Annotated in this window: 19 protein-coding genes; 10 read left to right on the top strand and 9 right to left on the bottom strand. The window is 70.8% G+C overall.

The features are described from left to right. Window positions 1-13 precede the first annotated feature (13 nt). The 3 genes from ITJ66_RS12280 (at window position 14) to ITJ66_RS12270 (ending at window position 4,137) form a co-directional block, all read left to right on the top strand. Window positions 14-1,651: an amidohydrolase gene (locus ITJ66_RS12280; protein WP_194644688.1), complete on the top strand. Its 1,638-nt coding sequence runs from the start codon at window positions 14-16 to the stop codon at window positions 1,649-1,651. Continuing rightward, the gene (locus tag ITJ66_RS12275; RefSeq protein WP_137241572.1) at window positions 1,648-2,829 is read left to right on the top strand and encodes a M20 family metallopeptidase; all 1,182 of its coding nucleotides are present in this window, start codon (window positions 1,648-1,650) and stop codon (window positions 2,827-2,829) included. Before ITJ66_RS12280 ends, ITJ66_RS12275 begins: the two co-directional genes overlap by 4 nt. 123 nt (window positions 2,830-2,952) lie before the next feature. Next, window positions 2,953-4,137, top strand: a complete 1,185-nt coding sequence (locus ITJ66_RS12270) for a GAF domain-containing sensor histidine kinase (RefSeq protein WP_194644687.1) — start codon at window positions 2,953-2,955, stop codon at window positions 4,135-4,137. On the opposite strand, the gene ITJ66_RS12265 is transcribed toward ITJ66_RS12270, so the two are convergent. After that, window positions 4,126-4,671: a CGNR zinc finger domain-containing protein gene (locus ITJ66_RS12265; protein ID WP_194644686.1), complete on the bottom strand. Its 546-nt coding sequence runs from the start codon at window positions 4,669-4,671 to the stop codon at window positions 4,126-4,128. The two genes, ITJ66_RS12270 and ITJ66_RS12265, sit on opposite strands and share 12 nt — an antisense overlap. A gap of 25 nt (window positions 4,672-4,696) precedes the next feature. On the opposite strand from ITJ66_RS12265, the gene ITJ66_RS12260 reads away from it, so the two are divergent. Both ITJ66_RS12260 and ITJ66_RS12255 read left to right on the top strand, forming a co-directional pair. Then, window positions 4,697-4,915 carry a hypothetical protein gene (locus tag ITJ66_RS12260; RefSeq protein WP_137241575.1) on the top strand — a complete coding sequence of 73 codons (219 nt, stop codon included), beginning with the start codon at window positions 4,697-4,699 and terminating at the stop codon, window positions 4,913-4,915. Window positions 4,916-5,003: 88 nt separating this feature from the next. Next, the gene (locus tag ITJ66_RS12255) at window positions 5,004-5,468 is read left to right on the top strand and encodes a carboxymuconolactone decarboxylase family protein (RefSeq protein WP_194644685.1); all 465 of its coding nucleotides are present in this window, start codon (window positions 5,004-5,006) and stop codon (window positions 5,466-5,468) included. Window positions 5,469-5,474: 6 nt separating this feature from the next. Here the strand turns inward: ITJ66_RS12255 and ITJ66_RS12250 are convergent, their stop codons facing one another. From ITJ66_RS12250 to ITJ66_RS20175, 6 genes are all read right to left on the bottom strand, one after another. Then, window positions 5,475-5,660 (bottom strand): hypothetical protein, encoded by a 186-nt coding sequence (locus tag ITJ66_RS12250; RefSeq protein ID WP_192017873.1) that lies wholly within the window; start codon window positions 5,658-5,660, stop codon window positions 5,475-5,477. Between the two features lie 38 nt (window positions 5,661-5,698). Continuing rightward, on the bottom strand, window positions 5,699-6,502 hold the full coding sequence (locus ITJ66_RS12245; RefSeq protein WP_194644684.1) for an ABC transporter ATP-binding protein: 804 nt from the start codon (window positions 6,500-6,502) through the stop codon (window positions 5,699-5,701). Between the two features lie 34 nt (window positions 6,503-6,536). After that, window positions 6,537-7,607, bottom strand: a complete 1,071-nt coding sequence (locus tag ITJ66_RS12240) for a FecCD family ABC transporter permease (RefSeq protein ID WP_370582640.1) — start codon at window positions 7,605-7,607, stop codon at window positions 6,537-6,539. A gap of 2 nt (window positions 7,608-7,609) precedes the next feature. Then, window positions 7,610-8,653 (bottom strand): iron ABC transporter permease, encoded by a 1,044-nt coding sequence (locus tag ITJ66_RS12235; RefSeq protein WP_240044008.1) that lies wholly within the window; start codon window positions 8,651-8,653, stop codon window positions 7,610-7,612. Then, window positions 8,653-9,678, bottom strand: a complete 1,026-nt coding sequence (locus tag ITJ66_RS12230; protein ID WP_194644683.1) for an iron-siderophore ABC transporter substrate-binding protein — start codon at window positions 9,676-9,678, stop codon at window positions 8,653-8,655. The genes ITJ66_RS12235 and ITJ66_RS12230 overlap by 1 nt, the downstream gene beginning before the upstream one ends. A gap of 240 nt (window positions 9,679-9,918) precedes the next feature. Then, window positions 9,919-10,746: an AraC family transcriptional regulator gene (locus tag ITJ66_RS20175; RefSeq protein WP_194644682.1), complete on the bottom strand. Its 828-nt coding sequence runs from the start codon at window positions 10,744-10,746 to the stop codon at window positions 9,919-9,921. A 122-nt stretch (window positions 10,747-10,868) separates the two neighbouring features. On the opposite strand from ITJ66_RS20175, the gene ITJ66_RS12220 reads away from it, so the two are divergent. The 3 genes from ITJ66_RS12220 to ITJ66_RS12210 are packed head-to-tail and all read left to right on the top strand — an operon-like array spanning window position 10,869 to window position 13,527. Continuing rightward, window positions 10,869-11,546: a response regulator transcription factor gene (locus ITJ66_RS12220; RefSeq protein ID WP_192017874.1), complete on the top strand. Its 678-nt coding sequence runs from the start codon at window positions 10,869-10,871 to the stop codon at window positions 11,544-11,546. Then, window positions 11,539-12,897 carry a HAMP domain-containing sensor histidine kinase gene (locus ITJ66_RS12215; protein WP_194644681.1) on the top strand — a complete coding sequence of 453 codons (1,359 nt, stop codon included), beginning with the start codon at window positions 11,539-11,541 and terminating at the stop codon, window positions 12,895-12,897. The genes ITJ66_RS12220 and ITJ66_RS12215 overlap by 8 nt, the downstream gene beginning before the upstream one ends. Before the next feature lie 57 nt (window positions 12,898-12,954). Next, a complete protein-coding gene (locus tag ITJ66_RS12210; RefSeq protein WP_194644680.1) occupies window positions 12,955-13,527 on the top strand; it encodes a hypothetical protein in 573 nt (190 codons plus the stop codon). Between the two features lie 84 nt (window positions 13,528-13,611). Here the strand turns inward: ITJ66_RS12210 and ITJ66_RS12205 are convergent, their stop codons facing one another. Next, window positions 13,612-15,450, bottom strand: a complete 1,839-nt coding sequence (locus ITJ66_RS12205; protein WP_194644679.1) for a DEAD/DEAH box helicase — start codon at window positions 15,448-15,450, stop codon at window positions 13,612-13,614. A 92-nt stretch (window positions 15,451-15,542) separates the two neighbouring features. Continuing rightward, window positions 15,543-16,379 (bottom strand): DUF1206 domain-containing protein, encoded by an 837-nt coding sequence (locus ITJ66_RS12200; protein WP_194644678.1) that lies wholly within the window; start codon window positions 16,377-16,379, stop codon window positions 15,543-15,545. 116 nt (window positions 16,380-16,495) lie between these two features. On the opposite strand from ITJ66_RS12200, the gene ITJ66_RS12195 reads away from it, so the two are divergent. Both ITJ66_RS12195 and ITJ66_RS12190 read left to right on the top strand, forming a co-directional pair. Beyond that, complete coding sequence (locus tag ITJ66_RS12195) at window positions 16,496-17,428, top strand: alpha/beta fold hydrolase (protein ID WP_194644677.1); 933 nt, start codon at window positions 16,496-16,498, stop codon at window positions 17,426-17,428. A gap of 173 nt (window positions 17,429-17,601) precedes the next feature. Then, window positions 17,602-19,083: an MFS transporter gene (locus tag ITJ66_RS12190; RefSeq protein WP_228501591.1), complete on the top strand. Its 1,482-nt coding sequence runs from the start codon at window positions 17,602-17,604 to the stop codon at window positions 19,081-19,083. The last annotated feature ends 6 nt before the right edge of the window (window positions 19,084-19,089 follow it).

The raw sequence follows: 19,089 nt of genomic DNA, 5'->3' as shown, positions 1-19,089 counted from the left end.
GGATACCCCTACCATGACGCAGACCGACACCGCGACGCCGACCCACTCGCAGCTCTTCACGAACGCCCGGGTGTTCACCGGCACCGACGAGACGGGCTTCGCCTCCGCGTTTCGCATCGTCGACGGCCGGTTCGACTGGGTAGGGGAGGCGTCCGCGGTCGCGGGGGAACCCGCGGTCGACCTCGGCGGACGCACCGTGCTCCCCGGCCTCATCGACAGCCACACCCACCCGGCGCTCATGGCTGCCACCGCCGTGGCCGCCGAGTGCTTCCCGCCGTCAGTGGTCTCCATCGAGGGACTCGTGGAGCGGCTGCGAGAGCACCAGGCGACGCTGACCGCGCCGAGCGCCTGGGTGCTCGGCCGAGGGTTCGACGACACGAAGTTCCCCGAGGGACGGATGCCGACCACAGCCGACCTCGACGCGGTGTCCGCAGAACGCCCCGTCCTCGTCTGGCGCTGCGACGCCCACTCCGCCGTCTGCAACACCGCGGCGCTCCGCCTCGCGGGCATCACGGCCGCCACACCCGACCCGGCCGGTGCGCGTTTCGAACGCGGACCGGACGGCGAGCCGAACGGTGTCCTCACCGAGATCGCCGCGGTCGAGGCGGTCGCGAGGTTCATCCCGGTGCCGGAACGAGACGAACAGGTCGCCTCGCTCGTCGCGATCGGCGAGGAACTGGCCTCGCGAGGGATCGTCGCCGTATGCGACCTGCTGTCCAACCGACTGCACGACCCCCTCGACGCCTTCCGCGCCGCTGCCGCCAAGGGGCTCCGCACCCGCGTCGCCCTCTACCCGGGCTGGGACCCCTCCGCGCCACTCGCCGAGCTCACTCCGGACGATCGCGAGGGGCTGATCCGCATCGGCGGGGTGAAGGTCGTCCTCGACGGGGCCTACTCGAACCGCACCGCCTGGGTCGCCGAACCGTATCCCGAATCCTGCGACCACGGACTCCGACTCGTCGAGGACGACGACGTCCTCGCAGCCGGCGCCTGGGCTCGCCGCAACGGCGTCCAGCTCGCGGTGCACGCCATGGGTGACCGCGCCCTCGACCGCGTCGCGAGCCTCTTCGAAGACCAGGAGCCCTGGCTCGATGGCATCCCGTCCGTCCGCATCGAGCACGCGACCATCATCAGCGAGGAGTACGCCGAACGGCTCCGCTCCGCGCGCATGACGTTCGGGATCGCCACCCACACCGTGTTCTTCTTCGCCGAATACGACGGCTACGAGCTCGCCCTCCGCGCCGAACAGGTCCCCGACGCCTACCCGATCGCCCGGTTGTTCCGCACCATCGGGCCGCTCGCGCTCTCCTCCGACCGCCCGGCCACCGCCTGGAGCGGCGCCGACGACGTCATGCTCTCCGTCGAGGCCGCCGTCCGACGACAGGCCTACAACGGCGCCGACTTCGTCCCCGAGGAAGCCATCAGCGTCGCCCAGGCGCTCCTGCTGTACACGGGACGAGCCGGCCTGCTCTCGCCGCTCGACAGCGTCGGTCGGATCGCCACGGGATACGACGGCAGCTTCGCCGTCCTCGACCGCGACGTCTTCTCCGTCCCCGCGGACGAGATCGCCACCGTCCGGGTCGCCGAGACCTGGATCCGCGGCGAGCAGGTGTACCGGCGCTCGCCGCAGGACGACGGGGTGCGCTCGTGACCGGCTTCCAGGAGGACGCGACCGCGTTGCGCGACGAACTGATCGCCGTCCGACGCGAACTGCACCAGGCCGTCGAGGTCGGCCTCGACCTGCCCGGAACCCAGCGGATCATCCTGCGCGAACTCGAGGGCCTCGGCCTGGAGGTCACGACGGGCATCGGACTCTCCTCGGTCGTCGCCGTCCTCCGGGGCGGCGCCCCGGGCCCCACCGTGCTGCTCCGTGCCGACATGGACGGTCTGCCGGTCACCGAGGCGACCGGGCTGCCGTTCGCATCGACCTCCGGGGCCATGCACGCCTGCGGCCACGATCTCCACATGGCGGGTCTCCTCGGTGCCGTCCGGCTGCTCGTCGCCCGTCGCGACGACCTCGCCGGCACGGTCGTGTTCATGTTCCAGCCCGGGGAGGAGGGCCAGGCCGGCGCGCGGATCATGCTCGAGGAAGATCTGCTCGACATCGCCGGAGAGCGACCCATCGCGGCGTACGCGCTGCACGTCGACTGCAGCACCCCACGCGGGCAGCTCGTCACGCGGGAGGGCGCGATGATGGCGAGTGCCAACGCGTTGCAGCTCACCGTCCGCGGGACGGGCGGTCACGCGGCGTTCCCGCACCTCGCCGTCGATCCGGTGCCGGTCGCCGCACACCTCATCCTCGCCGTGCAGACCTTCGCGGCCCGTCGGCTTCCGGCCACCGACCAGGCCGTCATCTCCATCACCCGGCTGAGCAGCGACTCCGAGGCCAGCAACGTGCTCGCCTCGGCCGTCAGCCTGGAGGCGAACATCCGCACGCTGTCGAAGGCGACGCTCGAGACGGTGCGCGAGCAGCTGCCTGAGTTGCTGACCGCGATCGCCGAGGCGCACGGCTGCACCCTCGAGTCGACGTTCATCGCGTCCTACCCCGTCACCGTCAACGACCCGGAGGAGACGCGGTTCGTCCTCAGCACGCTCGACGCGCTCGTGGGGCCCGACCGGGTCGTCCGGCAGGAGGTGCCGTCGATGGCGTCGGAGGACTTCGCCTACATCCTCGACGAGGTCCCCGGCACGCTCGTCTTCGTCGGTGCCGCCCCCGATGAGGGCTCCGTCGCCCTGCATTCCGAACGCGCGGTGTTCGATGACGGCGTCCTGGACCTGCAGTCCGCGGTGCTCGCCGAACTCGCCTGGAGACGTCTCCAGCTCGCGTGAGCGACGGTCGACCGTCCGGGTAGGGAGTGGCACATCCCGGACGTATCCGACAGCCGGGGCAGTGCATGTGCCCTGGATGGGTAGCATGGACACGTTCCGGATTCCGACGACGAAAGGGCGCGCGTGATCACCGCAGAGGACATCACGAGGCGCTCCGCGATCGCCGAGTACCAGGTCGTCGGTCGTCCGCCCGAGACGGACCTCAAGAGTCTCGTCCACCTCGCCGCGACCATGTGCGACGTGCCGACCGCCGTGATCAACATCATCGACGACCGGTTCCAGCACCAGATCGCTGCGGTCGGGTTGGAACCGGCGAGCTGCTCGCGCGAGGACTCGATGTGCGCGGTCGTGTTCCAACAGCAGGTGCGGACGATCGTCTCGGACGCTCGGGAGGACCCGCGCTTCGCGGCGAACCCCTTCGTCACCGGTGAGCTCGCCAGCGTCCGCTTCTACGCGTCGAGCCCGCTCGTCACCCCCGACGGCGTCCCGATCGGCACCCTGTGCATCTTCGACGACCGGGTCCGTGAGCTGACTCCGGAACAGGGCAAGGCCCTCGACCTCCTCGCGAGGCAGGTCGTCGACGTCCTCGAGCTGCTCCGCCTCACCTACGAGCTCGGCCAGTCCAACGAGCAGCTCGCCCAGTTCGCCGGCCAGGTGAGCCACGACCTGCGCAACCCGCTCATGGCGGTCTCCGGGTTCCTCGAGCTCGCGACCGACAGCCCGGAGATGGTGAACGCGCCACACGCGGCGAAGGCGCTCGCGCGAGCCGAGTCCGCCGCCGACCGGATGGCGGCGATGATCACCGACCTGCTCGACTTCGCCCGGATCGGTGGCGCCCGTCCGCGACGCGTCCCGATCGACCTCGAGCCGCTCGTGTCCTCCGTGGTCGAGGACCTCGACGCGACCGTCACGTCGACCGGCGCGACCGTCGAGGTCGACACGCGCCTCCAGGTGCACGGCGACGAGACGCTGCTGCGCGCCCTGCTGCAGAACCTGATCGCGAACGCCGTGAAGTTCAGTGCGGCCGCCGGAGTCGTCCCGCACGTGCTCGTCCAGGCCGAGCGGGTCTCCGCCGGCGTGCTGGTCGCGGTCGAGGACAACGGTCCCGGCGTCGCTCCGGAGCAGCGTGAGCGCGTCTTCGACCTCATGGAACGCGCGGCGGGGAGCGAGGTCGCCGGCCTCGGCATCGGTCTCTCGACCTGCCGACGCATCGTCGAGGCGCACGGTGGCCGGATCGAGATCGACGAGTCGGGGCTCGGGGGAGCGAGCGTCTGGTTCCTGTTGCCCGACGCCCGGTCAGTGGGCTGAGCCGCCCGCGCGTGCGCGGTGCCTGCGGACGCCCGACCGGTTGGCGCACCGCACCGAGCAGTAGCGCTGACGGCCGTTGCGGGTGACGTCGACGACGACCCGCCGGCACGTGTCGCCGGGTTCGGTCCCCGCGGCACACCGACCGAGACGCTGCATCCCCCTCGTCGTCAGGTGGAGGGCGGTCCCGACGCTGATCACCGCGGCCAGGACTTCGGGGAGCGCCTGATGCTCGTCGCGGTAGTGCAGGTGCCACCCCTCGCCGTCGTGGTCCGTCAGCCGCGGGAACGCGGCGGCGGAAGCCATCTGGCGGTTGAGCGCGGCCGCCCTGGCCTGATCGTCGGCCGCGTCGACGACGGTCAGCCACTCGTCGACGACCTGGCGGACGCGGGCGTGGTCACGGGCCACCTCCGCGAAGGGCATCGTCATCCCGTGTTCGCGGGTGCGGGCGACGATGCCGTCCCGGTCGTCGGGCCAGTCGTTCGCCAGCGACGCGGCCAGGAGGACGGCGTACGAACCGTAAGGGTTGAGATGCATAACGCCATTACATCATGGTGGAGTCATGACCCTCCTCGACGCACCCCCGCAGTCCTCCGAACCCTCGCCGAACGCCCTCGACGCCTGCCCCCACGCCTGGGCGACGGAGTCGGCGCACACCACCTCGGAGGGGTCGCTGCGCTACCTCCGGTGCGCCGCCTGCGGCAGTCGTCGGGTGGAACTGCGACCCCACGACGACGCACCAGCTGTGCCGGTCACACGCCAGGACATCCCGCCACGGTGACGCGGCACGCTGACGTCGTCCCGCCATGCGCGTTAGCGTTGGACGAATGCGTGCGGGACCGCGCCCGCCCAGTGACGAGAGGAACCCCATGAGCGCCGACGTCTGGCTCGACAAGGAATCACCCGAGGTCTACCAGGCGCTCGTCGAGACCGGGCGTGCCGCGGGTCGCGCGGCACTCGACGCCGGCATCGACAAGCGGCTCATCGAGCTGATCCGCATCCGGGCCTCGCAGATCAACGGCTGCGCGTACTGCCTGCGCCTCCACGTCGCCGATGCGATCGCGGTCGGCGAGACCACGGAACGCCTCGCCATCCTGTCCGCCTGGCGCGACAGCGAGTACTTCAGCCCGATGGAGCAGGCCGCACTCGCGATCACCGAGGACGTCACCCTCATCGCGGACGTCCAACACCGGCGGCGCCTGCCGGACGACGACCTGTCGACGCTCACGAACGGTCAGATCGCCGCGGTCCGGTGGCTGGCGATCGTGATCAACGCCTTCAACCGCGTCTCGATCACGAGCCACTACCCGGTGCACCCGGAGCAGGCGGACTGACGGCGGTCAGTCCTTCCGGCGCTTCGCGCCACGGAACCACGCTGCGACGCGGGTGCGCAGTCCGTCGGAGTACTCGTTCGAGAGGTCGAGGGTCTCCTTGCCGAGATCGCCGCCGTTCCTGATCGACTCGAGCGCACGCAGCGCCCGGGCCTCCTGCTCGGCGGCTCGCTTCCTGCGGTCCTCATCACCCATGCGCCCAGCCTAGACGCGGTCGACGGTGACGCCCCCGTTCAGACCGTCACGTGGTGACGGCCGATCGGCAGCATGAGCGGCTTGCCCGAGGTCGGGTCGGTGATGACCTGGTTCTGCAGTCCGAACACCGCGCGCACCGTCGACTCCGTCAGTACCTCGTGGGGTGTCCCCGCCGCATGGAGGCGCCCACCGGCAAGGGCGACGAGGTGGTCGGCGTAACGCGCGGCGAGGTTCAGGTCGTGCAGCACCATGACGATGGTCGTCCCGCGGGAACGGTTGAGGTCGGTGAGGAGGTCGAGCACCTCCACCTGATGGCTCACGTCGAGGAAGGTGGTCGGTTCGTCGAGGAGGAGCAGGTCGGTCTGCTGCGCGAGCGCCATCGCGATCCACACGCGCTGACGTTGTCCGCCGGACAGCTCGTCGACGTGCCGGTCCGCGAGCTCGCTCGTCTCGGTGGCGTCGAGCGCCGCAGCGACCGCGACGTCGTCCTCGGTGCTCCAACGAGAGAGGAGGCCCTGGTGCGGGTGTCTGCCTCGCCCGACGAGGTCGGCGACCGTGATCCCCTCCGGCGCGATGGGTGACTGCGGGAGCAGTCCGAGCGTGCGTGCCAGCTGCTTCGCCGGCAGTCGGTGCACGTCCTTGCCGTCGAGGACGACGCGGCCGCTCCGAGGCGTCAGCAGGCGGGACATCGATCGCAGCAGCGTCGACTTGCCGCAGGCGTTCGCGCCGACGATCGCCGTCACCCGGCCGGGCGGCACGAGGAGGTCGAGTCCGTCGATGACGGTCCGGTCGCCGTAGCCGAGCGCGAGTCGCTCGACGAGGAGCTGGTGTTCCGTGGTCACAGGGTGCCTCCGGGATGGTCGGGCGGTGTGCCGGTCACAGCGAGCCACCGGCGCGGTTGGTGCGGATGATGAGCCAGATGAGGAACGGCGCTCCGAGCACCCCGGTCACCACGCCGACGGGGTAGCGCGCGCCGAGGAGGTACTGCCCGGTGAGATCGGCCACGAGGACGAGGAGGGCACCCACGAGCGCGGCGGGCACGAGCATCGACCCGCCGCGTCCGACGATCCGCGAGGCGATGGGGCCGGAGAGGAACGCGACGAACGCGATGGGGCCCGACGCCGCGGTCGCGAACGCGATGAGGCCGACTGCCGCGACGATCACGATCAGGCGGGTCCGGTCGACGCGCACGCCGAGTGCGGCGGCGGTGTCGTCGCCGAGTCGGGTCGCGGCGAGGTTCCTGGACTGGGCGAGGAGGACGGGGCCGAGCACGAGCAGCGCGACGACGACCGGACCGACCTGCGACCAGTTCGTCCCGTTGAGGCTGCCGGTCAGCCACCGGGTCGCCTCCTGCAGGTCCCACTGGGCCGCCCGCGACAGGATGTACGTCGTCACACTGTCGAGCATGGCGGCGACACCGATGCCGATCAGGATGAGTCGGGTTCCGGCGACGCCGCCGCGGTAGGCCAGGACGTAGACGAGGACCGCCACGGCGAGGCCGACGACGATGGCGAAGACCGACACCTCGGTCGCGCCGAGCGAGAGGGTGACGATCGCGAAGGCGGCGGCCGCGCTCGACCCGGCGCTGATGCCGATGATGTCCGGGCTCGCGAGGGGGTTCCGCAGCATCGTCTGGAAGGTGACGCCGGCCAGGCCGAACGAAGCCCCGGCGACGACCGCGAGGGCCGCTCGGGGGAGCCGCAGCCGTCCGACGGTGAAGGAGGCGCCCGGCACGTCGTGACCGAGGACGACGCGCACGACGTCGCTCGGCGGATTGAAGGTGTTGCCCACCATCAGGGAGATCAGGAAGACCGCGACGATGAGCGCGGCGAGGGTGGTCATGACGGCGGCCCGGCGACGACGGCGCACCCGGCGTCCACCGACGACGCGGTCGATGGTCGAGGGCGTCCGTCCACCGAGGCCGGGCGCCGCGACGGGTTCGCGCACGGTCACAAAGCGCTCACCTTCTGCCGACGGACGATCGCGATGAAGATCGGAGCGCCGATCAACGCGGTGATGATGCCCACGTCGATCTCCGCGGGGCGGGCGACGATGCGGCCGAGGACGTCGGCGACGGTGAGGAGGATCGCCCCGATGACGGCTGAGAAGGGGAGGAGCCACCGGTGGTCGACGCCGACGATGAGCCGACAGGCATGCGGCACGACGAGCCCGACGAAGCCGATGGGACCGGTGACCGCGGTCGCCGCCCCGCAGAGCACCACCGAACCGAGGGCAGCCGCACCGCGTGCGATGGCGACGCGTTCACCGAGGCCGGCGGCGAGCTCGTCGCCGAGCGCGAGGGAGTTGAGACCGCGTGCGGACAGCAGGCAGACGAGGAACCCGACGACCAGGAACGGGAGCACCTGCTCGAGTTGGACGACGGTGGCGCCACCGACGCCACCGATCTGCCAGGACCGCACACTGCTCGCGATGTCGCCGCGGGGCAGCACGACAGCCGTGATGACGGAGGCGAGCGCGGCGGACGTCGCGGCGCCCGCGAGGGCGAGCTTGAGCGGTGTCGCGCCACCTCGGCCGAGCGAGCCGACCGTGTAGACGAAGACCGCCGTGGCTCCGGCGCCGATGATCGCGACCCAGATGGTGGTGCTCGCCGCTGCGAGCCCGAAGTACGCGAGGCCGGTCACGACGGCGAGGGAGGCGCCGAGGTTGATCCCGAGGATGCCCGGGTCGGCGAGGGGGTTGCGGGTCACGCCCTGCATGACGGCGCCGGAGACGCCGAGCGCCGCACCGGCCACGACCGCGAGGAGCGTGCGTGGGATCCGCTTGGCCACCGCCGCCTGGTCGAAGCCGTCCACGCCACCCGCGACGGCACCGAGGACCGCCGACCAGTCGACGTCGCGCGATCCGATCGTCACGGAACCGACCATCGCGGCGAGGAGGACGAGGGCTGCGACGAGGAGCCAGAGCCCACGAACCCGCCTCGGGCGTCGCACGACGGCGACACCCGAGGCGGGTGGGGTGGCGGTACCGGTGATCACGCCGCCTGGTCAGCTGCCTGCGCGAGCAGCTTCAGGTAGTCGTCGAGGATCCAGGAGATTGAGAGCGGCGTCGGGTTGGCGGCCGTTCCGAGGGGGCTGGTGCCGGGGAGGGCGACGATGGCGCCGTTCGCGACGGCGGGCATCTGCGACAGCAGCGGGTCGGCCTCGAGTGCCGCGATGAGCTCGTCGCCGCCGTACGTCACGATGATGTCGACGTCGCTGAACGCGTCGGCCTGTTCGGCGCTCTGCGTCAGGGAGAACAACTCGGTCTCGGCGGAGGCCGTCGCGACGCTCTCGGGGAACGCGAGGCCGAGGTCCTCGAAGAACGCGGTGCGGGTGTCGTGGGTCGTGTAGTAGCTGACCTCGCTGAGGTCACTGGTGTCGACGTGGGTGAGGAACATCGCGGTCTTGCCCTCGAGCTGCGGGTACGCCGCCGCCGCGTCGCTGATCTCGTCTTCGAGCTGCGTCACGAGTGCTTCGCCCTCGTCGGCCATGCCCATCGCCTCGCTGTTGAAGAGGATGGTGTCGCGCCAGGACGTGCCCCAGGCGGTCTCCGGGTAGGCCACGACGGGGGCGATCTCGGTGAGGGTGTCGTAGTCCTCCTGCGTGAGCCCCGAGTATGCGGCGAGGATGACGTCGGGGTTCGTGTCGGCGACGGCCTCGAAGTCGATCCCGTCGGTCTCGTCGAAGAGCACCGGGGTCTCGGCGTCGAGCGCTTCGAGCTTCTCCTCGACCCAGGGGAGCATCCCGTCAACGTCGTCGTCACCGAAGTTCGCAGCGGCCATCCCGACGGGCACGACGCCGAGGGCCAGTGGCACCTCGTGGTTCGCCCAGTTCACGGTGGCGACACGCTTCGGCTTGGCGTCGATCGTCGTGGTGCCGAGGGCGTGCTCGATCGTGATCGGCGTGAAGCCGTCGCCACTGCCGGTGCCTTCTTCGGCCGACGACGACGAGCAGGCCGCGAGGCCGATGGTGAGGAACGCCGCCGCGGAGAGGGCGACGAGACGTGATGCGCGCTGCATGGGGTCCTTTCGGGTGCTGCTGGCTGACACCTGCGTGCGGGCACGACGAACGACGGCGTCGGAGGACGTCGTCGAGGGGTCGGGTATGGCGGCCGTGAACGGCCGGCGTCACACGCGAGGAGGGGATGATGAAGGATTGCCTAACCAAAGTTAGCTGGCATCCCACCCTGGCGCAATCGAGCGGATCCGACGTGTTCCTTCGCGAATCGGACACCCGATCATCGATTCGCGACCCAGACGTCAGCGGTTCCGGAATCGCCCGGGGCTCATGCCGGTGACGCGGCGGAACGCAGTCCCGAACGCCGTCGACGAGCGGTACCCGACGGCGGTCGCGACCTCGTCGATGCTGTCACCCGCCGTCAGCCGGGTGATCGCGTGCTGAGCTCGGGCGGCGGCGACCCACCGGGTGAACCCAAACCCGGTCTCGGATTCGAAGGCGCGCGTCACCGTCCGCGTGCTCACGCCCAGCCGGGTCGCCCATTCGGCGAGCGAGGTCGTGTCGGACGGGGTCGTGCGTATCCGCTCGGCGATGGGCGCCAGGAGCGCTGACCGGGGGAGTCGGAGGAGCAGCTCGTGCTCGGCCGGCTCCAGCACGTCCACGATGGCCGCCTCAGTGGTGGCACGCGCGCGGTCCTCGAGCTCGGCGTCGCCGAGCCGGTCGAGCAGGAGGCGCAGCAGGGGCGTCACCTCCACCGCGGTCGGCTGCTCGGAGATCGTGGGGACGCGGTCGACGCTGAACATCGCGGCCCGCTGCCAGGTGCCGGCCGGGGTCCACCCGGTGTGGCGGACACCGGCCGGGATCCAGAGACCGTGGTGCGGGGTCACGGTCCAGACGCGCTCGCCGACGGTCGCGGTGGATGCGCCGCGATCGTTCCACAGGAGCTCGTGCGTGGGGTGGGAGTGCTCGTCCCAGTGCGTGTCCCGCGCGATCCGCTCGGTGTTGCCGCGGATGACGAACGGCACGGGGATCGCGCCGGCCTCGTAGAGGGGGAGTCTGCGACGCGCCGGTGCCGTGTCCGTCGCGTCGAGGGACTGCTCCCATGGGTCGGCGGAGGCGGGGACTGGCACCGCTCCAGGGTACGGGGGTCCACGCCGGACCGTCCCGCTTCAGCGCTGCTTCAGCTTGTCCGCGCCAGACTGGGACGCGCCGCTCGACCGTCGACCGGCACGGAGCCTGGAGGTCGCACCGGATGCGGATACTCGTCGTGGACGATGAGGTGCGACTCGCCGACGGCGTTCGGAGGGGGCTCGAAGCGGAGGGCTTCGCCGTCGACGTCGCTGCGAACGGGGTCGACGGCCTGTGGATGGCCGGCGAGCATCGCTACGACGCCATCATCCTCGACATCATGATGCCGGGACTCAGCGGCTACCGCGTCTGTCAGCAGCTCCGCGACGCGGGCGACTGGACCCCGATCCTCATGCTCACGGCGAAGGACGGCGACTGGGACCAGGTCGAAGCCCTCGACACCGGTGCCGACGACTTCCTGAGCAAACCGTTCTCCTTCGCGGTGCTCGTCGCGCGGATCCGCTCACTCGTCCGACGTGGATCGCGGGAGCGGCCGGCGGTGCTCGAGGTCGGCGAACTGCGGCTCGACCCGGCGTCGAAGCAGGTCCACCGGGGCAATGTCCCGATCGACCTGACCTCGCGCGAGTTCGCGGTCCTCGAGTTCCTCATGCGACGCGGCGGCGAGGTGGTTTCGAAGCGCGAGGTCCTGCAGAACGTCTGGGACGACGATTTCGAGGGCGATCCCAACATCGTCGAGGTCTACGTCGGGCATCTGCGCAACAAGGTGGACCGCCCCTTCGAGCGTGCTTCGATCGAGACGGTGCGTGGGTTCGGCTACCGGTTGGCGGGCGGGCGTGGCTGACGCCGGGCCGCACGGAGCGGTCGCGCCCCGACGGCGGCTGTGGCGTTCGGTCCGAGCCCGCGCGGCACTGGGATCGGTGCTCGCGGTCGGACTCTTCCTCGGGGTCGGCTCCGTCGCGTTCGTCGGCCTGTTCTCCACGGCGCTCCGTTCCGGCGTCGAACAGAGCGCCTCGGCGGAGGCGGAGAGCGCCGCGGCCCAGCTGGTCGCGGCGGACGCGACGACGCTGCCCGAGGATGACGGTCGACTCCTGGTCCTGGTCGAGGACGGCCGTGTCGTGGGCCGGACGGACGACGAGATCGAGCTCCCGACGCCGATCCCGGACGGTGACGTGTTCGTCTCGGTCGTCGACGACGAGCCGGTGGTGTTCGCCAGTGAGGACGTCGACGTCGACGGTCGTGACCTGGTCGTCCTTGCGGGCCGCTCCCTCGAAGAGACCGACGACGCCGTCGGACTCGTGTCGATGCTCCTGCTCATCGCGGTCCCCGTGCTCGTCGCCCTCGTCGGCGGCCTGACCTGGCTGCTCGTCGGGCGTGCGCTGGCGCCGGTGGAGCGGATCCGCCGCGAGGTCTCGGAGCTGGGGGCCGGCGAACTGCATCGACGGATCGAGGTCCCCGCCACGGGTGATGAGGTCGGTCGCCTCGCCGGGACGATGAACGGGATGCTCGAGCGGCTCGAGGACGCCCAGACGGCGCAGCGGCGGTTCGTGTCGGACGCCTCGCACGAGCTCCGCTCACCGCTCGCGGTGATCAGGCAGTACGCCGAGGTGGCGGCGCTCCACCCGGACCGGGTCGACCCGGCCGAGCTGGCCTCGACGGTCCTCGAGGAGGGTGCCAGGATGCAGGGGCTCGTCGAGTCGCTGCTCCTGCTCGCGAAGCTCGATGAAGGGGGAACGGGCACCACGCGGCGCACGGTCGACGTCGACGACCTCCTGCTGGCGGAGGCTGCTCGTCTCCGATCCGCCGGTGGAGTGCGTGTCGAGTCCGCGGCCGTCGCGGCGGCGAGGGTCGACGGCGACGACGTCCTGCTCGCCCGGGTGGTGCGGAACCTCGTCGACAATGCCGTCCGGCATGCGCACTCCGTGGTCCGACTGGGATCCGCCACCGACGGTCGGTTCGTCAGGATATCCGTGGAGGACGACGGCCTCGGTGTGCCGGTCGAGTCCCGCGCACACGTGTTCGAACGGTTCGTCCGCCTCGACGAGAGTCGTTCGCGCGACGCCGGCGGTTCGGGCCTGGGCCTGGCGATCGTGGCCGACGTCGTGCGGTTGCACGGTGGGTCGATCGAACTCGTCGACAGCGCGCTCGGCGGGGCGGCGTTCATCGTCACGCTCCCGGCGTCGTCCGCTTCCTGAACGCCGCTTCAGCTCGCTTCAGGTCCGCTTCAGCGCTCCTCGGACAGTCTGGGGCACATGAACGAGCACACCGCCTCCCAGCCCACCGATCCCACGCAGCCCACCGCAGCCACTGAGCGCATCGAGCCCGTCGAGCGTGTCGAGGCGACCGACCACACCACCGTCCCCGCGACCCCGGCGACCACCGGCAAGCCGGCCTTCTGGCGCCGGAAGCCCGTGTGGATCACCGCGATCGTCGTCGGGGCCCTCGCCGTCGGCGGAGCCGGTGCCGCCTACGCGGTGGACGAGTTCGGGGACGCCGACGACGACCGCGTCGCGGCTGCGTCCAACACCGACCGCGACGGCAGCGGTGCCATCGACGACGGTGACACCACGGCGGCCACCGATGACCGTGACACCCGTGACGCCCGTGACGCAGACGACGTGCCGCTCACCGACACCGAGTTCGACGCGGCCTCGAAGGCGGCGCTCGCCGAGGCGAAGGGCGGCACCGTGACCGATGTGGACCGCAGCGACGACCCGGGTGAGGCGTTCGAGGTCGACGTCCTCCTCGAGAACGGCGACGAGCTCGAGATCGCGCTCGACGCGGACTACGCCGTGGTCACGAGCGTGCTCGACCCGCGCGACTGACCGACGCACCCCGCCGGGTGCGGAACGACGAGGGCCGGACGGAATCCCAGGATTCCGTCCGGCTCTCATCGTGTGTGCGGCTTGCTAGGAGCGCGGCTTGCGGTCGTACGAACCGCCGCCCGTGCCGCCCTCGTCGTCGCGTCGGCGGGCCGGGCCGCCGCGGTCGGGACGGAGCTCGATGAGCTTGCCGCTGATGCGGGTGTTCTCGAGGCGGTCGAAGACGTCGTTGCCGAGGCTCGCCGGCAGTTCGACGATCGAGAAGTCCGGCTTGATCTGGATCGCGCCGAAGTCCTCGCGCTTCAGGCCACCCTCGTTCGCGAGCGCACCCACGATCTGACGCGGGTCGACCTTCTGGCGACGACCCACCGCGATGCGGTACGGGGCCATCGGTCCGCTGGACGGACGGCTGCGACGCTCGGGACGGTCGCCCTGATCGCCACGGTCGCTACGGTCGCCGCGGTCGAAGCGCGAGCCGCGGTCACCGGAGTCGCGACGGTCGCGACCGGCGCGGTCGTTGCCACGGTTGGTGCTGTCGAACTCCTCGCGGCGGCGGCGCTCGTCCTCAGCCGAGAGGAGCAGCGGCGTCTCGCCCTGTGAGACGACGGCCAGGGCCGCGGCGACATCGGCCTCGGGGACGTCGTGGTGGGAGACGTAGTGGGCGATGATCTCGCGGAACCGCTCGATGCGGTCGGTCTGGCCGAGTGCCTCGGTGATCGCGTCGTCGAAGCGGGTGAGGCGCGTGGCGTTGACGTCGTCGACGCTCGGCAGCTGCATCTGCGTGAGCGGCTGACGGGTGGCCCGCTCGATGGCCTTCAGCAGGTGGCGCTCGCGCGGCGTGACGAAGCTGATCGCGTCGCCCGTGCGTCCGGCGCGGCCGGTGCGGCCGATGCGGTGCACGTAGGACTCGGTGTCGACGGGGATGTCGTAGTTGACGACGTGGCTGATGCGCTCGACGTCGAGACCGCGCGCGGCGACGTCGGTCGCGACGAGGATGTCGAGCTTGCCGGCCTTCAGCTGGTTGACGGTCCGCTCGCGCTGCACCTGGGCGACGTCGCCGTTGATGGCGGCCGCCGAGTAGCCGCGCGCCCGGAGCTTCTCCGCGAGCGTCTCGGTCTCGTTCTTCGTGCGCGTGAAGATGATCATCGCGCTGAAGTTCTCGGTCTCGAGGATGCGGGTCAGCGCGTCCACCTTCTGCGGGTACGAGACCGTCAGGTAGCGCTGCGTGATGCTGGCCGAGGTCGTGGTCTTCGTCTTGACCGTGATCTCTTCCGGGTTGTTCAGGTACTTCGCGGAGATGCGACGGATGGACGAAGGCATCGTCGCGGAGAACAGCGCGACCTGCTTGTCCTTCGGGGTGTCGGCCAGGATCGTCTCGACGTCCTCGGCGAAGCCCATCTTCAGCATCTCGTCGGCCTCGTCGAGCACGAGGTACTTGAGCTCCGTGAGGTCGAGGGTGCCCTTCTCCAGGTGGTCCATGATGCGACCCGGCGTGCCGACGACGATGTGGACGCCCCGACGGAGGGCCGACAGCTGGACGCCGTAGCCCTGGCCGCCGTAGACGGGCAGGACGTGGACGCCGCGCAGGTGGGTGGCGTACTTCTCGAACGCTTCGCAGACCTGGAGGGCGAGCTCACGGGTCGGTGCGAGGACGAGCGCCTGCGGCGTCTTCTGCGTGATGTCGAGGCGGGACAGGATCGGCAGGGCGAACGCCGCGGTCTTGCCGGTGCCCGTCTGTGCGAGGCCGACGACGTCGCGTCCCTCGAGCAGCAGCGGGATGGTGGCCGCCTGGATGGCGGACGGGGTCTCGTAGCCGACGTCCTTGAGTACCTTGAGCACCGCGTCGTCGAGGCCGAGGTCGGAGAAGGTCTGCGTAGCGCCGGCGGGTTCCGCCTCGGGCTGCGTCGTGGAATCAGAAGACGTCATACTCCTAACGGTAGTCGCAACGCAAGCGTTTGCAGGACATGGTCTGGAGCGGACCCGTCCGCGTCGTCGTCCGAGGCGCCCGCCTCACCGTCCTACAGGCTGCCCCAGCGCGCCCGGGCGCCGCAGAAGAGTCCGTAGGCGATGAGCCCGACGCCGACCACGAGCAGGATGACGACGCCGAACGGGAGCGCGGCCAATGCCGAGATGGCGCCGTCCATGCCGGAGGCCTTCTCGGGGTCCTGGGTCGCAGCGGCGACGATGAAGAGGATCCCGACCGTGATGAGCGCGACGCCCTTCGCGATCCACCCGATGACGCCGAGGACGACGACGGCGCGCTTCGTCGTGCCGGTGGGCGGGTGCACGTCCTCGAGGAACTTCTGCGTGACGCCCTTGAAGACGAAGAAGCCGCCGATGCCGATGACCACGAGGCCGACGACGATGACGACGAACACCCCACCGGGGGAGGACAGGAGTGTCGCAGTGAGGCCCTGGCTGGACTGCGAGGAGTCCTGGCTGCCACCGAGGGCGAAGGTCAGCGCGGTCGATCCGACGGCGAGGTAGGCGATCGCGCGTCCGGCGGTCGAGATCCGCTTGCTCCACCGCTTGCGGGTGTCGGATTCGCGCACGAGGAAGGCGGAGATCGCCGTCCAGAGACCGAGGGCGAACAGGCCGACGGCGACGACCCAGATGATGACGATCCCGCCGGGTGTGCCTGCAAGCGTCTTGAGCGCACCTGACTGGTCCGCGTCACCGCCGCCGCCGGATCCACCGCTCGCGCCGGACAGGGCGATGGAGATCGCGATCCCGCCGATGAGGACGTGGAGCAACCCGTTGACGGCGTGGCCGGTGCGGGCGAGCGTGCGGAGGGTCGTGCTGTTCTTGGCGGTTCCAGCGGCTTGGTCTGCGGCGGCGCGTGCGTTCTCAGGCATCAGACCACGGTAGCGGCCGGGTTCCCGACCGGAAGGGGGGTTGCGCGCCGCACCGGGGGACCGGCGTCGTCGATCGAGCACCGATCCGAGCGGTACCTCGTTTCCGAATGACACGCATGCCCGTGAACTCCTCGCGTCCTGCCCCGCCGGACGACCCCTCCGTGATCACCGCCGATGCGACCGCGCTCGGCCTGGGACGCGTCACGGTGGACACCGACATCGGACCGGTCACCGTCCGGGCGGGTCGTGAAGCGGGCGGACCGGCCACGATCCTGCTGCACGGCGCCGCCGGTTCCTGGACCACGTGGTCACCACTCCTCCGAGCCGACGACGAGCGGGGCGCGGTCGTCGACGACGTCATCGCCGTGGACCTCCCGGGGTGGGGTGAATCGGCGCTTCCCACCGCCGACGCGGTGACGGTCGGAGACCTCTCCGCAGCCGTCGCGACCGTCGCCCGCTCGCTCGGCTACCGGTCCTGGCGCGTCGTCGGGCACTCGCTCGGCGGGTTCGTCGCGCTCGACCTCGCCGTCCGCGAGCCCGAGTCGACGATCCGGGTCGACCTCGTCTCGCCGACGGGGATCGGCGTCGTCGAGGCGATCCGCCAGCCGGTCGGTGGCGGCGCCCGGCTCCCGTGGTTCGCGGGCATGCTCCTCGGGATGCGTGTGCTGCAGGCGCTCGGTGAACGCGGGCCCGGGCTCGTCCGCGCGCTGAACCGGATCGGCCTGTTGGCGCCGCTCATGTCGCCCCTGTTCGGACGACGCCGGGACCTCGACCGGTCGGTCGTCGACGCGCTCGCAGCCGACGTCCGGCCGGCGTCGTTCCTCCTGGCGGCCCGAGCGGCCGCCGCCTACGACCTGCACGTCTGGCGCGGCGTGCGGTGTCCCGTCCGCTGCATGATGGGCGACCGCGACGTCTTCATCGGGCCCGACGATGCAGCCGTCCTCACCGCCCTCGTCCCGGACCTCCGACTGCGCACCCTGCCGGCGACCGGGCACTTCGCGGCGGTGGAACACCCGGAGGCCGTCCTGGAGCTCGTCACCTCGGAGTGATCCGCGTGGCCTCACGGGTGCAGCGACGTCGGCATCCGCTATCCTGGTCCTCTGCCCGACTTCGTGGTTGGGGTGGTTGATCGTCCGCACCGTGCTGCACTCGCGCCGTGTGTCGAGCATCGATCTGGGGCTGGAAACCCCCAGCACCCACACCCCTCGCACGGAGGTCCTCCTTGTCTGCATCCGCAGCCACCGCATCGCACCCTACCAACGCACCGTCCGGTTCTCCGGCCCGCCGCTGGTGGGTCCTCGTCGTCCTCGCGATGACGCAGCTCATCGTCGTCCTCGACGGCACGATCGTGAACATCGCCCTTCCGGCAGCCCAGCAGGAGCTCGAGCTGTCGGACACGCAGCGTCAGTGGGTCGTCACGGCCTACGCCCTCGCGTTCGGCGCGCTGCTGCTGCTCGGTGGCCGCATCGCCGACTACTGGGGCCGGAAGCGCACCTACCTGGTCGGCATGGTCGGCTTCGGCGCCGCATCGGCCTTCGGCGGGTTCGCCCAGAGCGGGACCGAGCTCATCGTCGCCCGCGGTCTGCAGGGCGTGTTCGCAGCGCTCATGGCACCCGCCGCACTCGCGCTCCTCACCGTCACCTTCTCCCACGGACGCGACCGCAACACGGCCTTCGCCGTCTTCGGCACCGTCGCGGGAGCGGGAGCGGCCGTCGGCCTGATCCTCGGCGGCGTGCTCACCGAGTTCGTCGACTGGCGCTGGTGCCTCCTCGTCAACGTGCCGTTCGTGATCGTCGGACTCATCGCCGGCCTCATCCTCGTGACCGAGAGCAAGGCCGAGGGCGACAACCGCTACGACTGGCTCGGCGCGATCACGGTCATCCTGGGCCTCGGTTCCCTCGTCTACGGCTTCACGCTGGCCGAGGGCGGCTGGGGGAGCGCCGACACGATCGGGTTCCTCGCGCTCGGTGCGGGACTCCTCTCCCTCTTCGTCTTCATCGAGATGCGCGTTGCACAGCCCCTGCTTCCGCTGCGCATCGTGGCGGACCGGGTCCGCGGCGGTGCCTTCCTCATGCAGATGATCGTCGGCAGCGTCATGATCGGGGCCCTGCTCTACCTGACGTTCCACCTGCAGATCGTGCTCGGCTTCCCGCCGCTCGAGGCGGGCATCGCGACCCTCCCGATGACCGTCGCGATCATGATCGTCGCCCCGATCGCCACGAAGCTCCTGCCGGCCATCGGCCCGCGCCCGCTGCTCATCATCGGTCCGCTCATCGCGGCGGCCGCCCTCGTGTACCTCAGCCGCATCACGGCCGACGGCGACTACTTCGTCCAGGTGCTGCCGGCGCTCCTCGTGCTCGGGATCGGCATGGCGATGATCTTCGTCCCGATGCAGAACCTCGCGCTGACGGGTGTCGCCCCGCACGACGCCGGTGCGGCCTCCGCCACGGCGAACGCCTCCATGCAGATCGGTGGGTCGATCGGCCTGTCGGTCTTCACCACGGTCTACGCGAGTGTCACGGACCAGGCGACGGTCACCGATCAGGCGTCACAGCTCGTGGCGTTCACCCAGGGCTACTCGGCGGCGTTCATCGCGGCTGCGGTCGGCCTCGTGATCGCGAGCGTCATCGCCATCGTCTGCATCCGCGGTCGCAAGGAGGACCTCCTGCCCTCCGGCGACCAGCAGGCCGTCCACCTGGGCTGAGTCGGC

This window comes from Plantibacter sp. VKM Ac-2885, from assembly GCF_015351205.1.
Taxonomy (GTDB): domain Bacteria; phylum Actinomycetota; class Actinomycetes; order Actinomycetales; family Microbacteriaceae; genus Plantibacter; species Plantibacter auratus.
This window is presented reverse-complemented; position numbering and strand designations above follow the sequence as displayed.

Coding starts and splice junctions, on each gene's coding strand:
- ITJ66_RS12250 (WP_192017873.1), bottom strand. CDS start 5,660: ATGGGTGATGAGGACCGCAGGAAGCGAGCCGCCGAGCAGGAGGCCCGG.
- ITJ66_RS12210 (WP_194644680.1), top strand. CDS start 12,955: ATGAACGAGCACACCGCCTCCCAGCCCACCGATCCCACGCAGCCCACC.
- ITJ66_RS12280 (WP_194644688.1), top strand. CDS start 14: ATGACGCAGACCGACACCGCGACGCCGACCCACTCGCAGCTCTTCACG.
- ITJ66_RS12200 (WP_194644678.1), bottom strand. CDS start 16,379: ATGCCTGAGAACGCACGCGCCGCCGCAGACCAAGCCGCTGGAACCGCC.
- ITJ66_RS12230 (WP_194644683.1), bottom strand. CDS start 9,678: ATGCAGCGCGCATCACGTCTCGTCGCCCTCTCCGCGGCGGCGTTCCTC.
- ITJ66_RS12255 (WP_194644685.1), top strand. CDS start 5,004: ATGAGCGCCGACGTCTGGCTCGACAAGGAATCACCCGAGGTCTACCAG.
- ITJ66_RS12220 (WP_192017874.1), top strand. CDS start 10,869: ATGCGGATACTCGTCGTGGACGATGAGGTGCGACTCGCCGACGGCGTT.
- ITJ66_RS12265 (WP_194644686.1), bottom strand. CDS start 4,671: ATGCATCTCAACCCTTACGGTTCGTACGCCGTCCTCCTGGCCGCGTCG.
- ITJ66_RS12205 (WP_194644679.1), bottom strand. CDS start 15,450: ATGACGTCTTCTGATTCCACGACGCAGCCCGAGGCGGAACCCGCCGGC.
- ITJ66_RS12260 (WP_137241575.1), top strand. CDS start 4,697: ATGACCCTCCTCGACGCACCCCCGCAGTCCTCCGAACCCTCGCCGAAC.
- ITJ66_RS12195 (WP_194644677.1), top strand. CDS start 16,496: ATGCCCGTGAACTCCTCGCGTCCTGCCCCGCCGGACGACCCCTCCGTG.